This window comes from Pseudomonas zhanjiangensis, assembly GCF_041027545.1.
In the GTDB taxonomy this organism is placed as follows: domain Bacteria; phylum Pseudomonadota; class Gammaproteobacteria; order Pseudomonadales; family Pseudomonadaceae; genus Aquipseudomonas; species Aquipseudomonas zhanjiangensis.
In genome coordinates this window covers 108,550-127,044 of the sequence record NZ_JBFTEG010000011.1, presented here as the reverse complement: position 1 = coordinate 127,044, position 18,495 = coordinate 108,550, and the positions used below count along the sequence as shown (strand labels likewise).

Annotated in this window: 21 protein-coding genes and 1 pseudogene; 12 read left to right on the top strand and 10 right to left on the bottom strand. The window is 66.6% G+C overall.

The window, feature by feature from the left end; genetic code table 11:
- Positions 1 to 9 precede the first annotated feature (9 nt).
- The 5 genes and pseudogenes from AB5S05_RS14720 to aroC all read right to left on the bottom strand — a co-directional run bounded on the left by AB5S05_RS14720 (position 10) and on the right by aroC (position 3,793).
- The gene (locus tag AB5S05_RS14720) at positions 10 to 570 is read right to left on the bottom strand and encodes a histidine phosphatase family protein (RefSeq protein WP_369288268.1); all 561 of its coding nucleotides are present in this window, start codon (positions 568 to 570) and stop codon (positions 10 to 12) included.
- A gap of 3 nt (positions 571 to 573) precedes the next feature.
- On the bottom strand, positions 574 to 765 hold the full coding sequence (locus AB5S05_RS14715) for a PLDc N-terminal domain-containing protein (protein WP_369288267.1): 192 nt from the start codon (positions 763 to 765) through the stop codon (positions 574 to 576).
- Positions 766 to 841: 76 nt separating this feature from the next.
- A complete protein-coding gene (locus AB5S05_RS14710; RefSeq protein WP_369288266.1) occupies positions 842 to 1,393 on the bottom strand; it encodes an acireductone dioxygenase in 552 nt (183 codons plus the stop codon).
- Positions 1,394 to 1,470: 77 nt separating this feature from the next.
- A pseudogene (locus AB5S05_RS14705) lies at positions 1,471 to 2,640 on the bottom strand (MFS transporter); the annotation flags it as partial.
- Positions 2,641 to 2,701: 61 nt separating this feature from the next.
- The gene (aroC, locus tag AB5S05_RS14700; protein ID WP_369288265.1) at positions 2,702 to 3,793 is read right to left on the bottom strand and encodes a chorismate synthase; all 1,092 of its coding nucleotides are present in this window, start codon (positions 3,791 to 3,793) and stop codon (positions 2,702 to 2,704) included.
- Positions 3,794 to 4,032: 239 nt separating this feature from the next.
- Here aroC and AB5S05_RS14695 point away from each other — a divergent pair, with 239 nt between their 5' ends.
- Complete coding sequence (locus AB5S05_RS14695; RefSeq protein ID WP_369288327.1) at positions 4,033 to 4,767, top strand: hypothetical protein; 735 nt, start codon at positions 4,033 to 4,035, stop codon at positions 4,765 to 4,767.
- A 17-nt stretch (positions 4,768 to 4,784) separates the two neighbouring features.
- On the opposite strand, the gene prmB is transcribed toward AB5S05_RS14695, so the two are convergent.
- Complete coding sequence (gene prmB / locus AB5S05_RS14690; RefSeq protein ID WP_369288326.1) at positions 4,785 to 5,696, bottom strand: 50S ribosomal protein L3 N(5)-glutamine methyltransferase; 912 nt, start codon at positions 5,694 to 5,696, stop codon at positions 4,785 to 4,787.
- A 197-nt stretch (positions 5,697 to 5,893) separates the two neighbouring features.
- On the opposite strand from prmB, the gene nhaD reads away from it, so the two are divergent.
- The 5 genes from nhaD (at position 5,894) to folE (ending at position 9,826) form a co-directional block, all read left to right on the top strand.
- Positions 5,894 to 7,183 carry a sodium:proton antiporter NhaD gene (gene nhaD / locus AB5S05_RS14685; RefSeq protein WP_369288264.1) on the top strand — a complete coding sequence of 430 codons (1,290 nt, stop codon included), beginning with the start codon at positions 5,894 to 5,896 and terminating at the stop codon, positions 7,181 to 7,183.
- A 324-nt stretch (positions 7,184 to 7,507) separates the two neighbouring features.
- The gene (locus tag AB5S05_RS14680; RefSeq protein ID WP_369288263.1) at positions 7,508 to 8,104 is read left to right on the top strand and encodes a cysteine hydrolase family protein; all 597 of its coding nucleotides are present in this window, start codon (positions 7,508 to 7,510) and stop codon (positions 8,102 to 8,104) included.
- A gap of 140 nt (positions 8,105 to 8,244) precedes the next feature.
- Positions 8,245 to 8,565: a hypothetical protein gene (locus AB5S05_RS14675; RefSeq protein WP_369288262.1), complete on the top strand. Its 321-nt coding sequence runs from the start codon at positions 8,245 to 8,247 to the stop codon at positions 8,563 to 8,565.
- A 58-nt stretch (positions 8,566 to 8,623) separates the two neighbouring features.
- Entirely contained in the window at positions 8,624 to 9,181 is a 558-nt protein-coding gene (locus AB5S05_RS14670; protein WP_369288261.1) for a Smr/MutS family protein, read from the top strand.
- 99 nt (positions 9,182 to 9,280) lie between these two features.
- A complete protein-coding gene (gene folE / locus AB5S05_RS14665; RefSeq protein ID WP_369288260.1) occupies positions 9,281 to 9,826 on the top strand; it encodes a GTP cyclohydrolase I FolE in 546 nt (181 codons plus the stop codon).
- Between the two features lie 59 nt (positions 9,827 to 9,885).
- Here the strand turns inward: folE and AB5S05_RS14660 are convergent, their stop codons facing one another.
- Entirely contained in the window at positions 9,886 to 10,365 is a 480-nt protein-coding gene (locus AB5S05_RS14660; protein WP_369288259.1) for a bacteriohemerythrin, read from the bottom strand.
- A 272-nt stretch (positions 10,366 to 10,637) separates the two neighbouring features.
- On the opposite strand from AB5S05_RS14660, the gene AB5S05_RS14655 reads away from it, so the two are divergent.
- The gene (locus AB5S05_RS14655; RefSeq protein ID WP_369288258.1) at positions 10,638 to 12,929 is read left to right on the top strand and encodes a heavy metal translocating P-type ATPase; all 2,292 of its coding nucleotides are present in this window, start codon (positions 10,638 to 10,640) and stop codon (positions 12,927 to 12,929) included.
- A 12-nt stretch (positions 12,930 to 12,941) separates the two neighbouring features.
- On the opposite strand, the gene AB5S05_RS14650 is transcribed toward AB5S05_RS14655, so the two are convergent.
- The gene (locus AB5S05_RS14650) at positions 12,942 to 13,175 is read right to left on the bottom strand and encodes a DUF3820 family protein (protein ID WP_369288257.1); all 234 of its coding nucleotides are present in this window, start codon (positions 13,173 to 13,175) and stop codon (positions 12,942 to 12,944) included.
- Between the two features lie 155 nt (positions 13,176 to 13,330).
- On the opposite strand from AB5S05_RS14650, the gene AB5S05_RS14645 reads away from it, so the two are divergent.
- Together AB5S05_RS14645 and AB5S05_RS14640 are read left to right on the top strand one after the other, a co-directional pair.
- The gene (locus AB5S05_RS14645) at positions 13,331 to 13,702 is read left to right on the top strand and encodes a glutaredoxin family protein (protein ID WP_369288256.1); all 372 of its coding nucleotides are present in this window, start codon (positions 13,331 to 13,333) and stop codon (positions 13,700 to 13,702) included.
- Positions 13,703 to 13,927: 225 nt separating this feature from the next.
- Positions 13,928 to 14,185, top strand: a complete 258-nt coding sequence (locus AB5S05_RS14640; protein ID WP_369288255.1) for a hypothetical protein — start codon at positions 13,928 to 13,930, stop codon at positions 14,183 to 14,185.
- Between the two features lie 2 nt (positions 14,186 to 14,187).
- Here the strand turns inward: AB5S05_RS14640 and AB5S05_RS14635 are convergent, their stop codons facing one another.
- Both AB5S05_RS14635 and AB5S05_RS14630 read right to left on the bottom strand, forming a co-directional pair.
- Positions 14,188 to 14,781 (bottom strand): glutathione S-transferase family protein, encoded by a 594-nt coding sequence (locus tag AB5S05_RS14635; protein ID WP_369288254.1) that lies wholly within the window; start codon positions 14,779 to 14,781, stop codon positions 14,188 to 14,190.
- Positions 14,782 to 14,829: 48 nt separating this feature from the next.
- Positions 14,830 to 15,996: an aminotransferase-like domain-containing protein gene (locus tag AB5S05_RS14630; protein WP_369288253.1), complete on the bottom strand. Its 1,167-nt coding sequence runs from the start codon at positions 15,994 to 15,996 to the stop codon at positions 14,830 to 14,832.
- An 82-nt stretch (positions 15,997 to 16,078) separates the two neighbouring features.
- Here AB5S05_RS14630 and AB5S05_RS14625 point away from each other — a divergent pair, with 82 nt between their 5' ends.
- The 3 genes from AB5S05_RS14625 (at position 16,079) to AB5S05_RS14615 (ending at position 18,484) form a co-directional block, all read left to right on the top strand.
- Positions 16,079 to 16,534, top strand: coding sequence for a MarR family winged helix-turn-helix transcriptional regulator (locus AB5S05_RS14625; protein WP_369288252.1), 456 nt, complete (start codon positions 16,079 to 16,081; stop codon positions 16,532 to 16,534).
- 136 nt (positions 16,535 to 16,670) lie between these two features.
- Positions 16,671 to 17,285: a LysE family translocator gene (locus AB5S05_RS14620; RefSeq protein WP_369288251.1), complete on the top strand. Its 615-nt coding sequence runs from the start codon at positions 16,671 to 16,673 to the stop codon at positions 17,283 to 17,285.
- Complete coding sequence (locus AB5S05_RS14615) at positions 17,285 to 18,484, top strand: benzoate/H(+) symporter BenE family transporter (protein ID WP_369288250.1); 1,200 nt, start codon at positions 17,285 to 17,287, stop codon at positions 18,482 to 18,484. Before AB5S05_RS14620 ends, AB5S05_RS14615 begins: the two co-directional genes overlap by 1 nt.
- The last annotated feature ends 11 nt before the right edge of the window (positions 18,485 to 18,495 follow it).

Sequence of the window (18,495 nt, the reverse complement as noted above, 5' to 3'; positions counted from 1 at the left end):
AAGGCCGATTCAGGGCGGCGCGATCCGCGCCAGCAACCGCGCCGGCAAGGTCAGCGGCCGGGCCAGGATCAGTCCTTCGCCGGACGCCGGATAGAGGCCGGTCAGGGCGCGGATATTGACCTGGTGGGACACCAAGATCATCACGGTGCCGGGCATCAGGCCGTTGACCCATTCGACCAGCTCGGCACTCTGCTGCGCGGCCCGAGGGCGCGCGCGAAACAAGGAGTCCAGCGCCGGCAGCGGCTCGACGGGGCCCAGGTCCATTGCCAGTGCGGTATCCCGGGCCCGGCACCAGCGGCTGCTGAACAGCCGGGCACGGCTGATGCCCTGGCTCCTCAGCAACGCCCCCCAGCGCCGTGCCTGCTCGCGCCACGTCTGGTCGAGATTGCGTTGCGTGGCGCAGTCGTCCAGGCGGAAGTTGGCCGGATCACCCGTGCCTGGCGCGATGGCGTGGCGCAGCAGCAGCACCGCCCGCCCCTCGCGCAGGGCCTCCCAGGCCTGCTCTTCGCCGGCCAGCACGCCGCCGGCGATGCCCAGCCAGAGCAGCAGCAGATAGGCGCTACGCCTCATGACTCAGAGCCGCACGGCGCCACGCGGCCCGGCCAGCGCCCAGATGATCAGGCCGATCACCGGCAGAAACAGCACCAGCAATACCCAGAGGACCTTGGTCCCGGTGTCGGTAGCGCTCTTGACGATATTGACGATGGCCCAGATATCCAGAACCAGCACGATCAGCCCGATCAGCCCGTTGAAGTGCGAACCCATGAGATCACTCCTGTGCGAAGGGTGCCCTCGTAGGATAGACCGCTGCGCAAACCTAGGCTCGCGCCGCCCGGCTGGGCTAGGACCAGTCGTCCAGGCGCGGGAAACGGCTGGCGATGTCATTGCCGCTCGCCCCTGCGGCAATGCCCTGCGCATCGCCGCGCAGCTGGATGCCGATGAAGTGCGGGCGCTCGCCCATGTCGACCCAATGGCGGGTGCCGGCCGGTATGCCCAGCAGGTCGCCCTTCTCGCACAGCACGGCGTAGACGTATTCATCGATATGCAGGCAGTAGAGGCCGCGACCGAGGACCAGGAAATGCGCCTGGTCCTCGGCCTCACGGCGCTCGATCGGCTGTAGGATGCGCGTCTCGGCCTGCTGCGTCTGACCATCACTGTGGCTGATCAGCTCGCAGGTGCGATAGCCGCCCTCGCCCATCAAGGCGTCGAGCTGCGGTCGAAAGGCGGCGATCATTTCCTGCTCGCTGGCGCCTGCGGTGAGCGGCGCGGTGGCTTGCCAGCGGGCGAAGTGCACCCGCAGGGCGGCCAGGGTGCCGACAATGTCCTCGAGGTGGTTCAGGACCTTGTTCGGCAACTCGGGGGAAGACTCGTGATAGACGCTCAGGCTGCTCATGATTGGGGGTCTCGTGGATGGTCCGGAATCTGACCGGCGGCGGATTGAGAGGGCGCGGCGCGGTTAGCGTCGACGGCCGGGTCGATGGCGGCTGCCGTCGGCGGCTCGTCCTGTAAACAGACCGCGGTGATCAGGGCGGCGAGCAGGACCACCAGGCTGGCGATGGCGAAGGTCCAGGCCGGGCCCAGGCTGCTCCAGCTGTAGCCCGAATAGAGCGCGCCCAGGGCCCCGCCAATGCCGGCCAGGCTGGCATAGAGAGCCTGGCCCTGGCCCTGCTGGCGGTCGGCGAAACTGCGCTGGACGAAGTGGATGGCCGCCGCGTGGAAACTGCCGAAGGTGGCCGCGTGCATGCACTGCGCCAGCAGCAGCACCGGCAAGTGATCCGCCAGGTTGCCCAGCAGCAGCCAGCGCACGGCGGTGATCAGGAAACTCGCCAGCAGCACCGTGCGCAGCGCATAGCGTGCCAGCAGCCTGGCCATCACCAGAAACAGCAGAATCTCGGCCACCACGCCCAGGGCCCAGAGCTGGCCGATCACGCCCCGGGCGTAGCCAAGCGCCTCCAGGTGCAGGGTCAGGAAGGTGTAGTAGGGGCCATTGCTCAGCTGCATCAGGCCGACGCTGGCGTAGAATGCCAGGATGCCGGGACGGCGCAGCTGCTTGAGAAAACCGCCCAGGGCCGGGTCGCTCGGGCGCATCTGCGGCTGGGCATTGGGCACCCAGCAGCTGCTGGCGACGATGCCGGCCATGATCAGCACCAGCGCCCAGGGAAAGGCGTCCAGGCTGACCCACTCGAATACCTGACCCAGGCCGGCCACCGCGACGATGAAGCCAATGCTGCCCCACAGGCGGATCTCGCTGTAACGCGTGGCCTGCTCGCGCAGGTGGGCCAGGGTGATCACCTCGAACTGCGGCAGCACCGCATGCCAGAAGAAGGCGTGCAGGGCCATGATCAGCGCCAGCCAGGCGTAGCTCTGGCTGATGAAGATGCCAGCGAAACACAGCAGGGTGCAGACCGCGCCGAAGCGCACGATGGCCAGGCGCCGGCCGCTGTAGTCGCCCAGCCAGCCCCACAGGTTGGGCGCGATGCAGCGCATCAGCATGGGGATCGCCACCAGTTCGCCGATACGCGCCGCGGAGAAGCCCAAGTGGTCGAAATACAGCGCCAGGAACGGCGCCGTGGCGCCGAGCAGCGCGAAATAGAAGAAGTAGAAGCCGGACAGGCGCCAATAGGGCAAGCCGGCGTTCATGGCGCGACCCGAGCCGAGCGTCGCGCCTCCCGGACCACCATCGGCCGGGCCTCGCCCGTTGTCACAGCTGCGGCAGCACCGGCGTGCTGACGCTGACCCCGGCGTTCTGCGCACGGTGGCGCAGCAGGTGGTCCATCAGCACGATGGCCATCATCGCCTCGGCGATCGGCGTGGCACGGATGCCCACGCAGGGATCGTGACGGCCCTTGGTGATCACCTCGACCGGGTTGCCGTCGACATCGATCGAGCGCCCCGGGGTGGTGATGCTCGAGGTCGGCTTGAGCGCGAGATGGGCGACGATCGGCTGGCCACTGGAGATGCCGCCGAGGATGCCGCCGGCATTGTTCGACAGGAAGCCTTGCGGGGTCAGCTCGTCGCGGTGCTCGGTGCCGCGCTGGGCCACGCTGGCGAAACCGGCGCCGATCTCCACGCCCTTGACCGCGTTGATGCTCATCAGCGCGTGGGCCAGTTCGGCATCCAGGCGATCGAAGATCGGCTCGCCGAGGCCCGGCATCACCCCTTCGGCGACCACGGTGATCTTAGCCCCGACCGAGTCCTGGTCGCGGCGCAGCTGGTCCATGTAGGCCTCCAGCTCGGGGACTTTGTCCGGATCGGGGCTGAAAAAGGCGTTCTGTTCGACGCTGTCCCAGCTCTTGAACGGGATCTCGATGGGGCCGAGCTGACTCATGTAGCCGCGCACGCTGATACCGAGCGTGGCCAGGTACTTCTTGGCGATGGCCCCTGCCGCCACGCGCATGGCGGTCTCGCGCGCGGAACTGCGGCCACCGCCGCGGTAGTCGCGGATGCCGTACTTGTGGTGGTAGCTGTAGTCGGCGTGGGCCGGGCGGAACAGGTCCTTGATCGCCGAATAGTCCTTGGACTTCTGGTCGGTATTGCGGATCAGCAGGCCGATCGCGCAACCGGTGGTCCGGCCTTCGAAGACCCCGGAAAGTATCTCCACCTCGTCGGCCTCCTGGCGCTGGGTGGTATGCCGGCTGGTGCCCGGCTTGCGTCGGTCGAGGTCACGCTGCAGGTCATCCAGCGACAGCTCCAGGCCCGGCGGGCAGCCGTCGACGATGGCAACCAGGGCCGGACCGTGGCTTTCGCCTGCGGTGGTGACGGTGAACAACTTGCCGTAGGTATTGCCGGACATGTGCAAAAGGCTCCGCGAGAATCGACCCCGAACCTGCCGCGCATGCGCACCAGGCCCCACTCAAATAAGCTCGCGAGTATACCTGCGGCGCCAGTGCAGTTCACCCTCGACGCCAGCCTACAGATTCCGCCCGGGTTGCCGATAGTGCAGAAACAGCGCGCACAGGAATGCAGCGAATGAACGACCCACTGGCTCCACCGCCGCCGCCCGAAGGCGCCGCCGAACCGGCCGTGCCAGAAATGGCGCCCCACCCCTGGGCAGATCTCGCCCCGGAACACTTTCGCCTGCTGCGCCTGGCCGCGCTGCCGGTCGACCGTGCGAGCGGCGCACGCCCCCTGCGCTTCGTTCAATTGGGCCGCGTGGTACGTCACAGCAAGGCCCTGAGCCTGTTGCGCCTGAGCGTGCAGCTGCCCGCCCAGCGTCTGCGCAAGGAACAGAACCTGCTGGAGGTCTGGATCGACCATCAGCGCAAGGAGGTCCGATTCGGCCCGGACAAGGGCCTGTCCACCGAGCCTGGCAACCGTGGCCTGGGACGCTTCCTGCTGGCCCAGGGCGCGGCCTGGGCCCTGCAGCACTGCGCCCACTACCAGGTGGAAGGCGCCGCCCTGCCGGGCAGGGACGCCCTGGGCGAAGACGATCGTCTGCGCCGCGACCACTGCCTGCAGGCCCAGGGGTTCGTCGTCGAGTACCTCGACCCGCTGCAGCTCAAGGCCCGCTACGGCGCCGCACGAGTCGCCGAACTGAGCGAACGCTGGAACACCGAGAAGGTGCAGATCGTCGACATCCTCGATAGCGCCGCCATGCTCCAGCAGGCCGACCAGAGCCTGCGCGAACAGAACGCCAAGGTCCGCAAGCTGAGTGAACGTATCGACCAGCTCAGGCGCGAGGACGGTAGCCTGCGCTTCAGCATCACCTGCCTGCTGGCGTTCTGCCTGTTCCAAGCCGGTTTGCTGATCTGGATGGCCACCCGCTAGCAGGCCACCCGTGCAGGTCAGCCATTCAGGCGCTGGCGGAACAGCGCCTGATGCTCACGGCACTGCTGGGCGGCCAGCAGGAACACGCCATGACCGCCGCGCTCGAACTCCAGCCAGGTGAAGTCCACTTCGGGGTACAGCGCCTCGACGTGCACCTGGCTGTTGCCCACCTCGACGATCAACAGGCCCTTGTCGGTCAGATGGTCCGCCGCCTCGGCCAGCATGCGCCGCACCAGGTCCAGGCCGTCCTCGCCACAGGCCAGGCCCAGCGCCGGCTCGTGCTGGTACTCCTCGGGCATATCGGCGAAGTCCTCGGCATCGACATAGGGCGGGTTGGACACGATCAGGTCGAAGCGCTGACCCGGCAACCCGCCGAAGCCGTCACCCTGCACCGTGTAGGCACGCTCCTCCAGCTGGTGACGCTCGATATTCCGGTTGGCCACCTCGAGCGCCTCGAACGACAGGTCAGCCAGCACCACCTCCGCTTCCGGAAACTCGTAGGCACAGGCGATGCCGATGCAGCCCGAGCCGGTGCACAGGTCGAGAATTCGCTGCGGCTCCTGGGGCAGCCAGGGCTGGAAATGCTGCTCGATCAGCTCGGCGATCGGTGAACGGGGGATCAGCACGCGCTCGTCGACGATAAACGGCAAGCCGCAGAACCAGGCCTCGCCCAACAGGTAGGCGGTCGGCACGCGTTCGTCGATGCGCCGCGCGAGCAGCGCCTGCAGCAGCGCGTGCTCGTCGTCTTCCAGGCGGCAGTCGAGGTAGCTGTCGGCAATCTCCCAGGGCAGGTGCAGGGCACCGAGCACCAGTTGCCGCGCCTCATCCCAGGCATTGTCGCTGCCGTGACCGAAGAACAACTCTGCGCCATGAAAGCGACTGACCGCCCAGCGGATGTAATCGCGCACCGTGCGCAGGCGGGTATTCAGGGCGGTCGCGGCGTCGCTCACAAGCATTCTCCGGGGCAAAAGCCGCCAGTTTAGCCGAACTGCCCGGGCAAGGCGCATGGTCGTAAATAAATGCCGTTCAGTCGTATCTAGACCACTGCCGGCGCTCGAGGCGCTCCGTTATAATTTGCAACGATTTCTAAACCCTTCCCCTTCCCTTTCTTCGAGATACCTCCCCAATGGTCATAGAACCCTTTTCGCTCACGGGCTTGCTCGTGCTGGCGATATTCCTTATTGGAATGACGCTCATCGTTTTTGAAGCACAATTAGAGATGGATAAGTTCAAGCCGGCCATGTTCATGATGTCCGGCTTGATCGTCATCGGCGCCCACTACGCCATCAACGACCCCAACGGCTTTCAGTACTTCCTCCACGCCCAAAGCGAAACCAAGGGCGAGCTGTTCGGCCTGATCGCCTTCATGGCCTTCATGTGGATGGTGGTGGAGCTGCTCAACGAGCGGAACGTGTTCACCGCCCTGAATGGCTACCTGATGCGCAGGGGCCTGGGCGCCAAAGGCATGTTCTGGGCCACCGGCGCCCTGTCGGCCGTGCTATCGCCGTTTCTCAACAACATCACCACCGCGATGATTTTCGGCAAAACGGTAAAAAGCATCTCGACCCACGAGCGCTACACCCACATCGCCCTGTGCAACATCGTGGTGGCGTCCAACTCCGGAGTGTGGTTCCTCGGCACCTCCACCAGCCTGATGGTGGTGCTGGCCGGCAAGATCAGCATCGCCGGGCTGCTGCTGCTGATCCCTTCGGCACTGTTCGGCTGGATGCTGTTCGCCGCTACCCTGCACCTGTTCTACTTGCGCAAGCTCGACGGCGAACGTCTGGTGCACATGGCCGACCAGTCGGAAACCGCGCTCAAGCCGGGTGGTGCCGGACTGGCCATCGTCGGCCTGTTTGCCGTGGTCGGCGCGGTGCTGTGCAATATCCTGCTGAAGGTCAGCATCGAATTCGCCATCGGCATCGGCCTCGGCTTCGTCGCCCTGTACGCCTGGCTGTTGATGCACCGCGGCATCGAGCTGCCCTGGCAGGACCAGCTGCAGAAGGTCGAGTGGAACGCCCTGCTGTTCTTCATCGGCATCATCACCTCGGTGTCCGCGCTCAATCACGTCGGCTGGCTCTCCTATATCTCCCAGCTGTTCGAGGTGATGAGCCCGAGCGGGGTCAACGTGATTCTCGGCGTCGCCTCCGGGGTGATGGACAACGTGCCGGTGGAGGCCGCCGCCCTGATGTCCAACCCGCAACTGGGCCTGGACCAGTGGGCCCTCAACGCGCTGATGGTGGGTATCGGCGGCTCGCTGACGGTGGTCGGCTCGGCCGCCGGGGTCATGGCCATGTCGCTGGAGAAGAGCTACAGCTTCGGCGTGCACCTGAAGTTCCTGCCGGCCATCCTGGTCAACTTCTTCGGCTCTCTGGGCATCTGGTACCTGCAGTTTCAGGTGTTCGGCCTCTATTGAGCCCCTGGCGCCCGGCATCGTGCCGGGTGCCTGGCCGCGGCTCATCGCCATGGGCCGCAGTGCCGGCCTACTCGCGCCCACGGCGCAGCTCGCGCAGCACGGCAATCGATACCGCCACGGCGAACAACAGCCAGAAATCGGTGGAAATCCAGGTCAACAGGTCCATAACCAACTCCTTTTGCGAACCACTCCTCATCCTCGGGAGTGACTCGATACTGCCTGTACCCCCGTTGCGGCCGCAAGACCGCCGCTGGAAAAGGTTCACAGCGGCCGCGCACAAGCGGACAATAAAGCCTGTCGTCCGCGCCAGCGAGGAGTCCTGCCATGTCCCATCCGCAAACCCTGTTCCAGCTCACCGGTCGTACCCACGCACCGGCCACCCTGGGCAATGCCACCCTGCTGATCCTCGATGCCCAGGAGGAATATCGCAGTGGCGTACTGCAACTGCCCGGCCTGGACGCGGCGCTGGCGGAAATCGCCAAACTGCTGACCGCCGCACGCAACACCGGCGCCTCCATCGTGCATGTGAACCACCTGGGCATCGCCGGCGGCCTGCTCGACCCCAGCGGCCCGCGCGGCCGCCCGCTGCCCGAAGTGGCGCCGCTGCCCGGCGAGGTGCTGGTGCAGAAGCGTCTGCCGAATGCCTTCGCCGGCACCGACCTGCATGAGCAACTGCAGGCTCAGGGGCATCTGGACCTGATCGTCTGCGGCTTTATGACCCATTCCAGCGTCAGCACCACGGTGCGCGCCGCCAAGGACTACGGCTATCGCTGCACGGTGGTCGATGCGGCCTGCGCTACCCGCGACCTGCCGACCCCCGATGGCCAGGTCATCAGCGCGGCGGAGATGCACAGGGTGGAAATGATCGCCCTGGCCGACAATTTTGCCGCCTTGGTGCCGCAAGCCAGCGCCCTGATCTGACCGACACGAGCGTCGCCGGATACGCCTGTAGCGGCCAGCGCCAGCCCCCGGGGTTGATATCCGCCGACCCGCGCACGGCAATCGCTGCAGCCAGGGCGTAACCTGCCGGCCCTGCTGCTACCGAAGAGGGAATCGGACCAATGAAATTTTCCGAGGGTTTCGACGCACGTCGCCTGCGCCCGCGCACGCCAGGCAACTGGCGCAGGCGCCTGTCTGCCCTGCTTGCGGCACTCTCGGCCGCCCTCGGTGTCTCGCTGGCAGTGGCCGGCGCGGCCAGCCTGCTCGGTCGCGCGCCGCAACTGGATAGCCTGAATGAGGCGCCCGCCCTGGCCGGCGCGGTGCTGGCAGCAGGTGTGCTGCTGACCTGGTGCGCGTTTGCGCTGTGGCGCAGATACCGACGGCGACTGCGCCGCGCCAACGATCTGAGCATGGCGCCACACCTGATGAAGAAGCGCAATTGATCCAGGCAGCACCAGAGTGGCGACCTTGGTTACACTAGCGGCCTTCGCGGAGGCCCAGATGCAAGACGACGATTTTTCCCTGTTCCAAGCCGAGCTGCGCGGCGTCAAGCCGATCAAGCATGACCGTGCCGATACCGGCAAGCCGAAACCAGACCGCAAGCAGCAGGCGATGCTGCGCCAGGCGGCGACCGTGCGCGTCGACTCGGTCAAGGTCGACGGCCTGTCCGACCAGTTCGTCATCGACGTCGGCGCGGAAGATCCCTTGTACTGGGCCGCCAACGGCGTTCAGGAGGGGCAGATGCGCAAGCTCAAGCTTGGCCAGATCCCCTTCGACGGCAGCCTCGACCTGCACGGCATGAGTGTGGAGAAGGCGCGCGATACGCTCTGGGAGTTTCTCGCCGAGGCGGCCAAGCTGGAGGTACGCTGCGTACGCGTGACCCACGGCAAGGCGGTGCGCATGGACGGGCGCAAGCCGATGATCAAGAGCCATGTCAACACCTGGCTGCGCCAGCACCCGCAGGTGCTCGGCTTCGCCTCCTGCCTGGCCAAGCATGGCGGCACCGGCGCGGTCTATGTCATGCTCAAACGCACCATGCTTGACGGCCGCGACGAATGACCACTGGGCAAAACGGTCACGCTTGACCCTTGCCAGCCGTGTATCGGCGCCCTACCCTGCGCCACTGCACTAACCCTTAGAAGGTCCACAGGTAGATCCATGTCCCTGGAACAGCACTACACCGCGATTCTTGGCCAGCTCGGCGAAGACGCCTCCCGCGAAGGTCTGCTCGACACCCCCAAGCGTGCCGCCAAGGCCATGCAGTACCTCTGCCGCGGTTATCAGCAGACCCTGGAAGAGGTCACCAACGGCGCATTGTTCAGCTCCGACAACAGCGAGATGGTGCTGGTCAAGAACGTCGAGCTCTACTCGCTGTGCGAGCACCACCTGCTGCCCTTCATCGGCAAGGCCCATGTCGCCTACATCCCCAACGGCAAGGTGCTGGGCCTGTCGAAGGTGGCGCGCATCGTCGACATGTACGCCCGCCGCCTGCAGATCCAGGAAAACCTCGGCCAGCAGATCGCCGAAGCCGTCCAGGAAGTCACCGGGGCGATCGGCGTCGCGGTGGTGATCGAGGCCCAGCACATGTGCATGATGATGCGCGGCGTCGAGAAGCAGAACTCCTCGATGGTCACCTCGGTGATGCTCGGCGAATTCCGCAAGAATGCCGCCACCCGCAGCGAGTTCCTCAGCCTGATCCGCTAGGCAGCGCCGCTACCGAGAACCGGCCCTGCCTGGCCCCCAGGCGGGCCGGTTTTCTTGTATCAGGCCAAGGCCGGCTTGCTGAAGAAGCGCTTGAGCGAGCGGGCGAACCAGCCGCTGGCCCGCCTGTCGTCGACCAGGGCGTTCATGTTGTCCTTGACCGCCTGAACGTAGCCGGCATCGTCGCTGCGGATGTGGTTGAACAGCCAGCGCGAGAGCATGCCGATCAGCTCCTCGGTAATGTCTTCGCCGGCCTCGAAGCGCAGACCGTAGTCCCTAACCCGCCCGGTGAAGATCTCGTGCACGCGTTTGTGCGGCTTGGTGAACGCATAGCCGGCCTCCTCCAGCAGCGCCTCCTCGAAGGCGAAATGCGACAGGGTGTAGTCCACCAGCCCGCCGAGCACCTCGCCGACCTCGGCGCGACTACCGCCACGCGCCTGGGCCTGGTGCAGCTGATTGATCATGTCGACGATGCGCCGGTGCTGCTCGTCGATGACCGCTATCCCGGTATTCAGATCGTCTTGCCAAACCAGATAAGCCACTTGCCTTCACTCCCGGACCTCTCGCCCGCCTGTATTCATACCTGCGGCGAAGACTAGCCAAGCGCTCTAGCACGGAGGATGACGCAGATCAGCAAAACGTTGCTTAGGTGCCTATCTAGAACGCTCGCCTCAACCTCGCCGTACTAGACTGTGGGCTCTGGCCTGTTGTACAGCCAATCGCCAAGCTCCACCCCGGAGAGCATTGGGATGCCCCACCCGCCCGCCTGTCACCCCCTCGCTGCGCAGCGCAATTCGACGCTCGAGGCACAACCTTGAAGCGGATCGGCCGCTGGCTGCACCCGGCCCTGTTCGTCGCCGTCCTGCTGGCGCTGCCACTCGGCTGGCTGCTGTATGGCCTGCAGCGAGGCGATCTGGCCAGGCTGCTCTGGCATGGCAGCGCGCTCGTGGTGGCGGTCTTGCTGCTGGGCGAGATCATTCAGCGCTTGTACCGGCGAGAAGTCGGTGTCGACCTGATCGCCCTGCTGGCGATCATTGCCGCGGTGCTTCTCGACCAGGCCCTGGTCGCGGCGGTGGTGGCCCTGATGCTGGTCGGCGGCCGCAGCCTGGAGGCCTATACCGAGCAACGCGCCGAGCGCGAGCTGCACCGGCTGATCGATCGCGCGCCACGCCATGCCTGGCGTTACCGCGGCGAGGAACTCGAGCAGGTGCCGGTGGATCAGGTGAATCCGGGCGATCGCCTGCTACTGCGCCTGGGCGAGGTGGTGCCGGTCGACGGCGTGCTCCTCGATCAAGACGCGACCCTGGATGAGTCGGCGCTGACCGGCGAACCCCTGCCGGTCCGTCGCCACCCCGGCGAGCCGTTGCGCAGCGGCGGAGTCAACGCCGGCGCACCTTTCCAGTTGCGCGCCAGCCAGACCGCCGCCCGCAGCACCTACGCCGGTATCGTGCGGATGGTCGAGGCAGCGCGCAGCTCTCGCGCGCCCTTTGTGCGCCTGGCCGATCGTTATGCACTGGCGCTGATTCCGCTGACCCTGCTGCTGGCCGGCGGCGCCTGGCTGGTCAGTGGTGACCCGCTGCGGGCGCTGGCGGTGCTGGTAGTCGCCACGCCCTGCCCGCTGATCCTCGCGGTGCCGGTGGCCATCGTGGCCGGCATCTCGCGCTGCGCCCACCGCGGCATCCTGATCAAGGACGGCGCAACCCTGGAGGCCCTGGCGCGCGGCCAGCTGCTGTTCCTCGACAAGACCGGCACCCTGACTGCCGGGCGCGTCAGCGTGCAGGCGATCGAAAGCGCCGGCAACCTGCCCGACGCGCAGCTGCTGCAACTGGCCGGCTCCCTGGCCCAGGCCTCGCCCCACCTGGTGTCGCTGGCAATCGTCGCCGCCGCCCAACAGCAGGGCCTCAAGCTGGAGACTCCGGACGCGGTGGAGGAGCAGGCCGGCGCCGGCCTCAGTGGCCTGGTCGAGGGACGCCGGGTCAAGCTCGGCGGCCATGACTATGTGGCGGCGGGCCTGCCGGCCTCCACCTGGGCCGAAGGGGTACTGCGGCGAATGGCCTACGAATTCGCCGGTGGCTGTTTTGTCTCGGTCGATGGCCAGCTGGCCGGCGCGCTGCTGTTCGCCGATCGTCTGCGCCTGGAGTCGCCACGCGCCCTGCGCCAATTGCGCCAGGCCGGCATCCAGCGGATCGTCATGCTCACCGGCGATCGGGCCGAGGCGGCGCAGATGATCGGCCTGGCCGCCGGGGTCGATGAGGTGCGCGCCGGCCTCACACCGGAACAGAAAGTGGCCGCGATCCATGAAGGGCGACCGCAGGGTGTGACCCTGATGGCCGGCGACGGGATCAACGATGCGCCCGCCCTGGCGGCCGCCGACGTCGGTATCGCCCTGGGCGCCGGCGGCGCCAGCGCCTCGTCCGAGGCTGCAGGCGTGGTGTTGCTGGTCGACCGCCTCGACCGCATCGCCGAAGCCCTGCTGATCGCCCGTCGCTCCAGGGCCATCGCGCTCCAGGGCGTGCTGGCGGGCATGGGCCTGTCGCTGCTGGCCATGCTCCTGGCCGCGGCCGGTTATCTACCGGCCCTGGCCGGTGCCATCGTCCAGGAGGGCATCGACATCGCCGTGATCTTCAATGCCCTGCGCGCCCTCGGCAGCGGACATGGCCGACAGCCACCGGCGGGCCTGGAAGGCAAACGTCTCGACGACCTGCGCCGCGAACACGAAGAACTCGGCCCGCTCCTGGAGCAAGTCCGCTCCCTGGCAGAGGAAATCACCGGGCTGCCGACCGCGCAGGCGAAAAACGCATTGGCTGGCCTGGTCCGGCTACTCGAACAGGAGCTGATGCCACACGAACAGGCCGATGAGCAGCAACTCTACCCGCTGCTCGCCGAACGCCTGCAGGGCGACGATCCGCTGGGCGCCATGAGCCACACCCACCGCGAGATCTTTCGCCTGGTTCACCTGCTGGCGCGCATGGCCGCGGATTTTCAGGAGGACAACGCCGCCATCTCGCCCGACGCGATCCGTCAGCTGCTGGTTCGGCTGGATACCGTGCTGAGCCTGCACTTCGCCCAGGAGGAAGAGCTTTATCACAACCTCGACAGCCGCTGATGCCGAGCCGGCCTATGGTTGGCGGCGTGGCCGTGGCCGCTGCCGCAACGGATCGAGCAGTGGCTTGAGTCCGTTGTGGTCGATTTCCTGCATCAGCGCCAGCAGCCGGCCGGTCTCCCCGGCGGGAAAGCCCTCGCGGGCGAACCAGTTCAGGTAATGCCCGGGCAGGTCGGCAAGCAGACGCCCTTTGTACTTGCCAAAGGGCATCTCTCGGGTCACCAGCAGCAACAGGTCTTCGGGCTTCATGGGGGGCTCAATGGGCAAGCGACAAGAGACGGATTATGCCCAAAGCCGACTTGCGCTGCCGCCCTCCTCGCCACCATCCGACCACCGTGTGCGCCGAACGCGGCAAACTCGGGTAAGCTGCGCAGCCGTTTTTCCCAGCCAAGGTGTTTTCCGCGATGATTATCAAGGCACTTCGAATCGGCCTCGGCCAGTTGATCGTCCTGCTCGACCTGATCACCCGCCCACGCAAGCTCAAGCGCACGCCTGAGTCCCAGGCGGCGGTTGCCCAGGCGGCCAGTGCGCTGGCGCTTTACCAGTTCCACGCCTGCCCCTTCTGCGTGAAGACCCGGCGCACCCTGCACAAGCTGAACGTGCCGGTGGCCCTGCGCGACGCCAAGAACGATGCCCAGGCGCGCCAGGAACTGCAACAGCAGGGCGGCAGGATCAAGGTGCCGTGCCTGCGGATCGAGGAGAATGGCCAGAGCCGCTGGCTGTACGAGTCCAAGGCGATCATCGCCTACCTGCAGGAACGCTTTGCCGCCGCCTGAGGCGCCTGCCCACAGCTAGCCGGCCGAAGGGGCCTGCGCCGCTCACCGCACAGCTCGTCGGTTGCGCCAGCGGGCTGGCCAGCATGTGCTATATCGTCATAACGATGAGATCCGCGACGAAATGCCAGTCCTGCGTTGGAATGGCGCTGCCGTCTGCGGTTCGCCCATTCTTGACCCTTGACCTGGGCGACCCGAGCGCGACGGCTCAACAGAGAGGTTGATCCCATGACCATCATGCAATGCGTCCACCGTGACTACACCATCACTGCCGACGTGGTCGAGCATCCCGGCATCCCCACCCCCTGGGCCGGCGGATGCGTCATCACCACCCCCGACGGGCAAACCACCAAGCGTATTCCCCTGCCGGTGAACTATGCCTTCATGGCAGAGCTGGAAGCGGCGCAACACGCCTCCATCGCCCATGGCAAATGGCTGGTGGACCAGTTCCTCGACGAGGGCAAGACCCTGTTCAAGGCGGCCTGAAGCTAATCGTGCATGTCGATGTGCCGTGGGTGGCGGGCGACCCGCTGCAACCAGGCGCAGATCGCCGGGTAAGCGCCGAGGTCGAAGCCACCTTGGTGCGCCACGTGGGTGTAGGCATACAGGGCGATATCGGCGATCGAATAGTCGTCGCCGACCAGGTAGGGCGTGCGCCTTAATTGCTGCTCCATCACCTTCAGCGCCTTGTAGCCGCGCGCCTTGCACGCGGCATATTCTTCGCGGCGAGCCTCGGGTAAACCCTGGTACAGCTGGATGAAGCGTGCCAGCGCGACATTGGGCTCGTGGCTGTACTGCTCGAAGAACTGCCACTGCAGCACCTGGGTGCGCAAATACGGTACACGGGGTAACAGGGCGCTGCCCGCAGCCAGGCGATTGAGGATGGCGTTGGCGCCCCGCAGACAGCTGCCGCATTCCAGCTCCACTACCGGCTCCTCGGCGCCGGCCAGATCGTTTGTGCGGTGAGGCTCGCCACCCAGGCCATCCCCTGCTATCCACCGGTGCTCCCTGCCCAGCACCTGCAGCAACAACCTGACCTTGTAGCCGTTGCCCGAACGGTAATCGCCATACACCTTGAGCATCGCCCGTCCCCCTCCGTATTCGTCACTCACTCCAGCTGGACGGCCGACTCAGGCCGCCATGCCGGCCTGAGCCTGGCGGATCACCGCGGCCAGGCGCCGCAGGCCTTCGCCGAGGCGCTCCGGCGCGACGTGACTGAAGTTCAGCCGCAGGTGCCCGGGGTGGCGGTCCGGTTCGATGAAGAACGGCTCGCCCGGCATAAAGGCGACGTTCTCGGCCAATGCTGGATTGAGCAGGGTACGGGTATCCAGCGGCTGCTTGAGGGTGAGCCAGAAGAACAGGCCACCCTGGGGCACCTGCCAGTCGGCCAGGTCGGCGAAGTGTTCCAGCAGCGCCTGCTGCATGGCGTCGCGGCGCAGCCGGTAGAAGGCGCGCAGCTCGGCCAGATGGCCCTTGTACTGCTCGCTTCCCAGCCACTGCAGGGCCTGCCACTGGCCGATGCGGTTGGTGTGCAGGTCGGCCGACTGCTTCAGGCGCAGCAGGTAGGGAAACAGGTCCGGGGTGGCGATCAGGTAGCCGACGCGCAGGCCCGGCAACAGGGTCTTGGACAGGGTGCCGGTGTAGATCCAGCTGGCCTTGCGCAGACGGCTGACGATCGGCGTGGCGCTGCCCTCGTCGAACACCAGCTCGCGGTAGGGCTCGTCCTCGATCAGGGTCACGCCGAACTCGTCGAGCAGCGCCGCCACCGCGTCGCGCTTGGCCTCGCTGTAACGAGTGGCCGAGGGGTTCTGGAAAGTCGGGATCAGGTAGGCGAAGGCCGGCTTGTGCTGCTCCAGACGCTGGCGCAGGGCGTCGATCTGCGGACCGTCGGCCTCCTGCGGCACACCGATGCAGTCGGCGCCGAACAGCTGGAAGGCCTGCAGCGCGGCCAGGTAGGTCGGCGCCTCGAGCAGCACCTCGGTGCCCGGGTCGATGAACAGCTTGCTGGCCAGGTCGAGGGTCTGCTGCGAACCGCTGACGATCAGCACCTGGCTGGCCTCGCAGGGTACGCCCAAGGCGCGTGCCTCGGCGGCGATGGCCTCGCGCAGCGCCGGCTCGCCCTCGCTCATGCCGTACTGGCCCATGCTCGCCGGCATCTCGGCCCACTCGACCTTGGGCAGCATGGGTTCGGCGGGCAGGCCACCGGCGAAGGACATGACTTCCGGACGCTGCGCCGCGGCGAGGATTTCACGGATCAGGGAGCTTTTCAGGCGGGCAACGCGTTCGGAGAAGGCCATGGATGTCACCGGTAGCATGGGCAAGGGAAAATAGGTCAAACTGCTTGACTGAAACTACGATGAGCCAGACAGATACGTCAATATGCTTGACCTTAAAAACCCGTCCACTCAGCAGGCCGCCATGGAGGCCTTCTTCTACGGCTACCAGGCGTTCACCGCCAAGGCCGACGAAATGCTGGCGCGCCGCGGCCTCTCAAGGGTGCATCACCGCATCCTGTTCTTCATCGCCAAGTACCCCGGCCTCAGCGTCAAGGAGCTGCTCGGCTATCTCGGGGTGAGCAAGCAGGCGTTGAGCACGCCGTTGCGCCAGCTGCTGGAGATGCACCTGGTCAGCAGCATCGCCGCCGACGACGACAAGCGCAAACGCCTGCTCGACTTCACCGCCGAGGGCACCAAGCTGGAACGGGCACTGCGCCGAGAGCAGGCCAAGTTGCTCCAGCGCGCCTTCGGCGAGGCCGGGGAAGCCGCGGTCGATGGATGGCTGGCGGTCAACCAGGCGCTGGGCCGCAACCTGCCGGGCGCGACTTCGGGGGACTGACTCCCGCTCACGGCAACTGTACCGCCATCACGACGGAAGGTTGCCGAACTGTACCGTTCATTGCCCACCCCGCTGTATAGCGACGCGCCCAGGGCCCGGGCATAGGCTTGCAAGCACTTCTCCCGAGTACCCGACCATGACCCCTGAACTGCTGCTTGCCTTCATCGCCTTCGCCTTCGTCACCTCGGTGACGCCAGGGCCGAACAACACCATGCTGCTCGCCTCCGGGGCCAACTTCGGCCTGCGGCGGACCCTGCCGCACATGCTCGGCATCAGCCTGGGCCTGATGCTGCTGGTGCTGGCGGTCGGCCTGGGCCTCGGCCAGCTGTTCGAGCAGGTGCCCATGTTTTATAGCCTGCTGCGCTATGTCGGCGCCGCCTACCTGCTGTACCTGGCGTGGAAAATCGCCCGGGCGGGCGCCCCCGATGACCAGACCGGCGAGCGCGGCAAGCCGTTCGGTTTCTTCCAGGCCGCCGCCTTCCAGTGGGTCAATCCCAAGGCCTGGATCATGGCCATCGGCGCCATAACCACCTATACCCCTCAGGACGACTTCGTGGTCAACGTGCTGTGCATCGCCGCCCTGTTTGCCCTGGTCAACTGCCCGACCATGAGCGTCTGGACCGTTGCCGGCAGCCTGCTGCGCCAGTGGCTGAGCAGCCCGCGGGTGCTGCGCGGTTTCAATGTCGGCATGGCCCTGCTGCTGGTCGCCTCGCTCTATCCGATTCTCGCCGACGTCAAAGGAACCCTGTAATGCCCGAAGCGACCCAGGCCCGGCTACGCCCGCTGAGCGACACTTCCACCTCCGCGGTGGTCGCCGGCTTCATCGCCATGCTCACCGGCTACACCAGCTCGCTGGTGCTGATGTTCCAGGCCGGCCAGGCCGCCGGCCTGTCCAGCGGGCAGATCTCCTCCTGGATCTGGGCGCTGTCGATCGGCATGGCCGTCGGCTCCATCGCCCTGTCGCTGCGCTACCGGGCGCCGGTGATGATCGCCTGGTCGACCCCGGGCGCGGCGCTGTTGATCAGCAGCCTGCCGGGCGTGCCCTACGCCGAGGCGATCGGCGCCTATATCGTCTGCTCCGGGCTGATCGTGCTGATCGGCCTGACCGGCAGCTTCGACCGCATCATGCGCCGCATTCCCGGCTCCATCGCCGCCGCCCTGCTGGCCGGCGTGCTGTTCAAGATCGGCCTGGAGATCTGCGGCGCCGCCGAACAGCAACCGCTGCTGGTGACCGCCATGCTGCTCGCCTACCTGCTGGGCAAGCGCCTGCTGCCACGCTACGCGGTGCTCGCCGCACTGCTGGTCGGCTGCCTGCTGGCGGCACTGTTCGGCCTGCTCGATTTCAGCGAGTTCGAGCTGCAATTGGCCACGCCGGTATGGACCACGCCGAGCTTCTCCCTGGCCGCGGCGATCAGCATCGGAATTCCGCTGTTCATCGTCGCCATGGCCTCGCAGAACCTGCCGGGCATCGCCGTGCTCCGCGCCAACGGCTACCACCGGGTGCCGGCCTCCCGGCTGCTCACCAGCACCGGGCTGATCTCGATCCTGCTGGCTCCCTTCGGTTCCCACGGCATTCACATGGCGGCTATCAGCGCGGCGATCTGCGCCGGCCCCGAGGCCCACGAGGACCCGAGCAAGCGCTACACCGCGGCGGTCTGGTGTGGGGTGTTCTACGGCGTCGCCGGGATCTTCGGCGCCACCCTCGCCGCCCTGTTCACCGCCCTGCCCAAGGCGCTGATCCTGTCGATCGCGGCGCTGGCCCTGTTCGCCTCGATCATCGGCGGCCTGACCCAGGCCATGAGCGAGCCGAAGGAGCGCGAGGCGGCGCTGATCACCTTCCTGGTCACCGCCTCGGGCATGACCCTGTTCTCGGTCGGCTCGGCCTTCTGGGGCATAGTCGCCGGCCTGCTGTGCCTGGCGATCCTCAATGCCGGCAAGCAGCCCGACTGAACGCCATTCGC

Bases quoted from the DNA above. Each gene is read 5' to 3' on its own strand.
- AB5S05_RS14720 (WP_369288268.1), bottom strand. From the start codon at position 570: ATGAGGCGTAGCGCCTATCTGCTGCTGCTCTGGCTGGGCATCGCCGGC.
- AB5S05_RS14715 (WP_369288267.1), bottom strand. From the start codon at position 765: ATGGGTTCGCACTTCAACGGGCTGATCGGGCTGATCGTGCTGGTTCTG.
- AB5S05_RS14710 (WP_369288266.1), bottom strand. From the start codon at position 1,393: ATGAGCAGCCTGAGCGTCTATCACGAGTCTTCCCCCGAGTTGCCGAAC.
- aroC (WP_369288265.1), bottom strand. From the start codon at position 3,793: ATGTCCGGCAATACCTACGGCAAGTTGTTCACCGTCACCACCGCAGGC.
- AB5S05_RS14695 (WP_369288327.1), top strand. From the start codon at position 4,033: ATGGCGCCCCACCCCTGGGCAGATCTCGCCCCGGAACACTTTCGCCTG.
- nhaD (WP_369288264.1), top strand. From the start codon at position 5,894: ATGGTCATAGAACCCTTTTCGCTCACGGGCTTGCTCGTGCTGGCGATA.
- AB5S05_RS14680 (WP_369288263.1), top strand. From the start codon at position 7,508: ATGTCCCATCCGCAAACCCTGTTCCAGCTCACCGGTCGTACCCACGCA.
- AB5S05_RS14675 (WP_369288262.1), top strand. From the start codon at position 8,245: ATGAAATTTTCCGAGGGTTTCGACGCACGTCGCCTGCGCCCGCGCACG.
- AB5S05_RS14670 (WP_369288261.1), top strand. From the start codon at position 8,624: ATGCAAGACGACGATTTTTCCCTGTTCCAAGCCGAGCTGCGCGGCGTC.
- folE (WP_369288260.1), top strand. From the start codon at position 9,281: ATGTCCCTGGAACAGCACTACACCGCGATTCTTGGCCAGCTCGGCGAA.
- AB5S05_RS14650 (WP_369288257.1), bottom strand. From the start codon at position 13,175: ATGAAGCCCGAAGACCTGTTGCTGCTGGTGACCCGAGAGATGCCCTTT.
- AB5S05_RS14645 (WP_369288256.1), top strand. From the start codon at position 13,331: ATGATTATCAAGGCACTTCGAATCGGCCTCGGCCAGTTGATCGTCCTG.
- AB5S05_RS14640 (WP_369288255.1), top strand. From the start codon at position 13,928: ATGACCATCATGCAATGCGTCCACCGTGACTACACCATCACTGCCGAC.
- AB5S05_RS14635 (WP_369288254.1), bottom strand. From the start codon at position 14,781: ATGCTCAAGGTGTATGGCGATTACCGTTCGGGCAACGGCTACAAGGTC.
- AB5S05_RS14630 (WP_369288253.1), bottom strand. From the start codon at position 15,996: ATGGCCTTCTCCGAACGCGTTGCCCGCCTGAAAAGCTCCCTGATCCGT.
- AB5S05_RS14625 (WP_369288252.1), top strand. From the start codon at position 16,079: ATGCTTGACCTTAAAAACCCGTCCACTCAGCAGGCCGCCATGGAGGCC.
- AB5S05_RS14620 (WP_369288251.1), top strand. From the start codon at position 16,671: ATGACCCCTGAACTGCTGCTTGCCTTCATCGCCTTCGCCTTCGTCACC.
- AB5S05_RS14615 (WP_369288250.1), top strand. From the start codon at position 17,285: ATGCCCGAAGCGACCCAGGCCCGGCTACGCCCGCTGAGCGACACTTCC.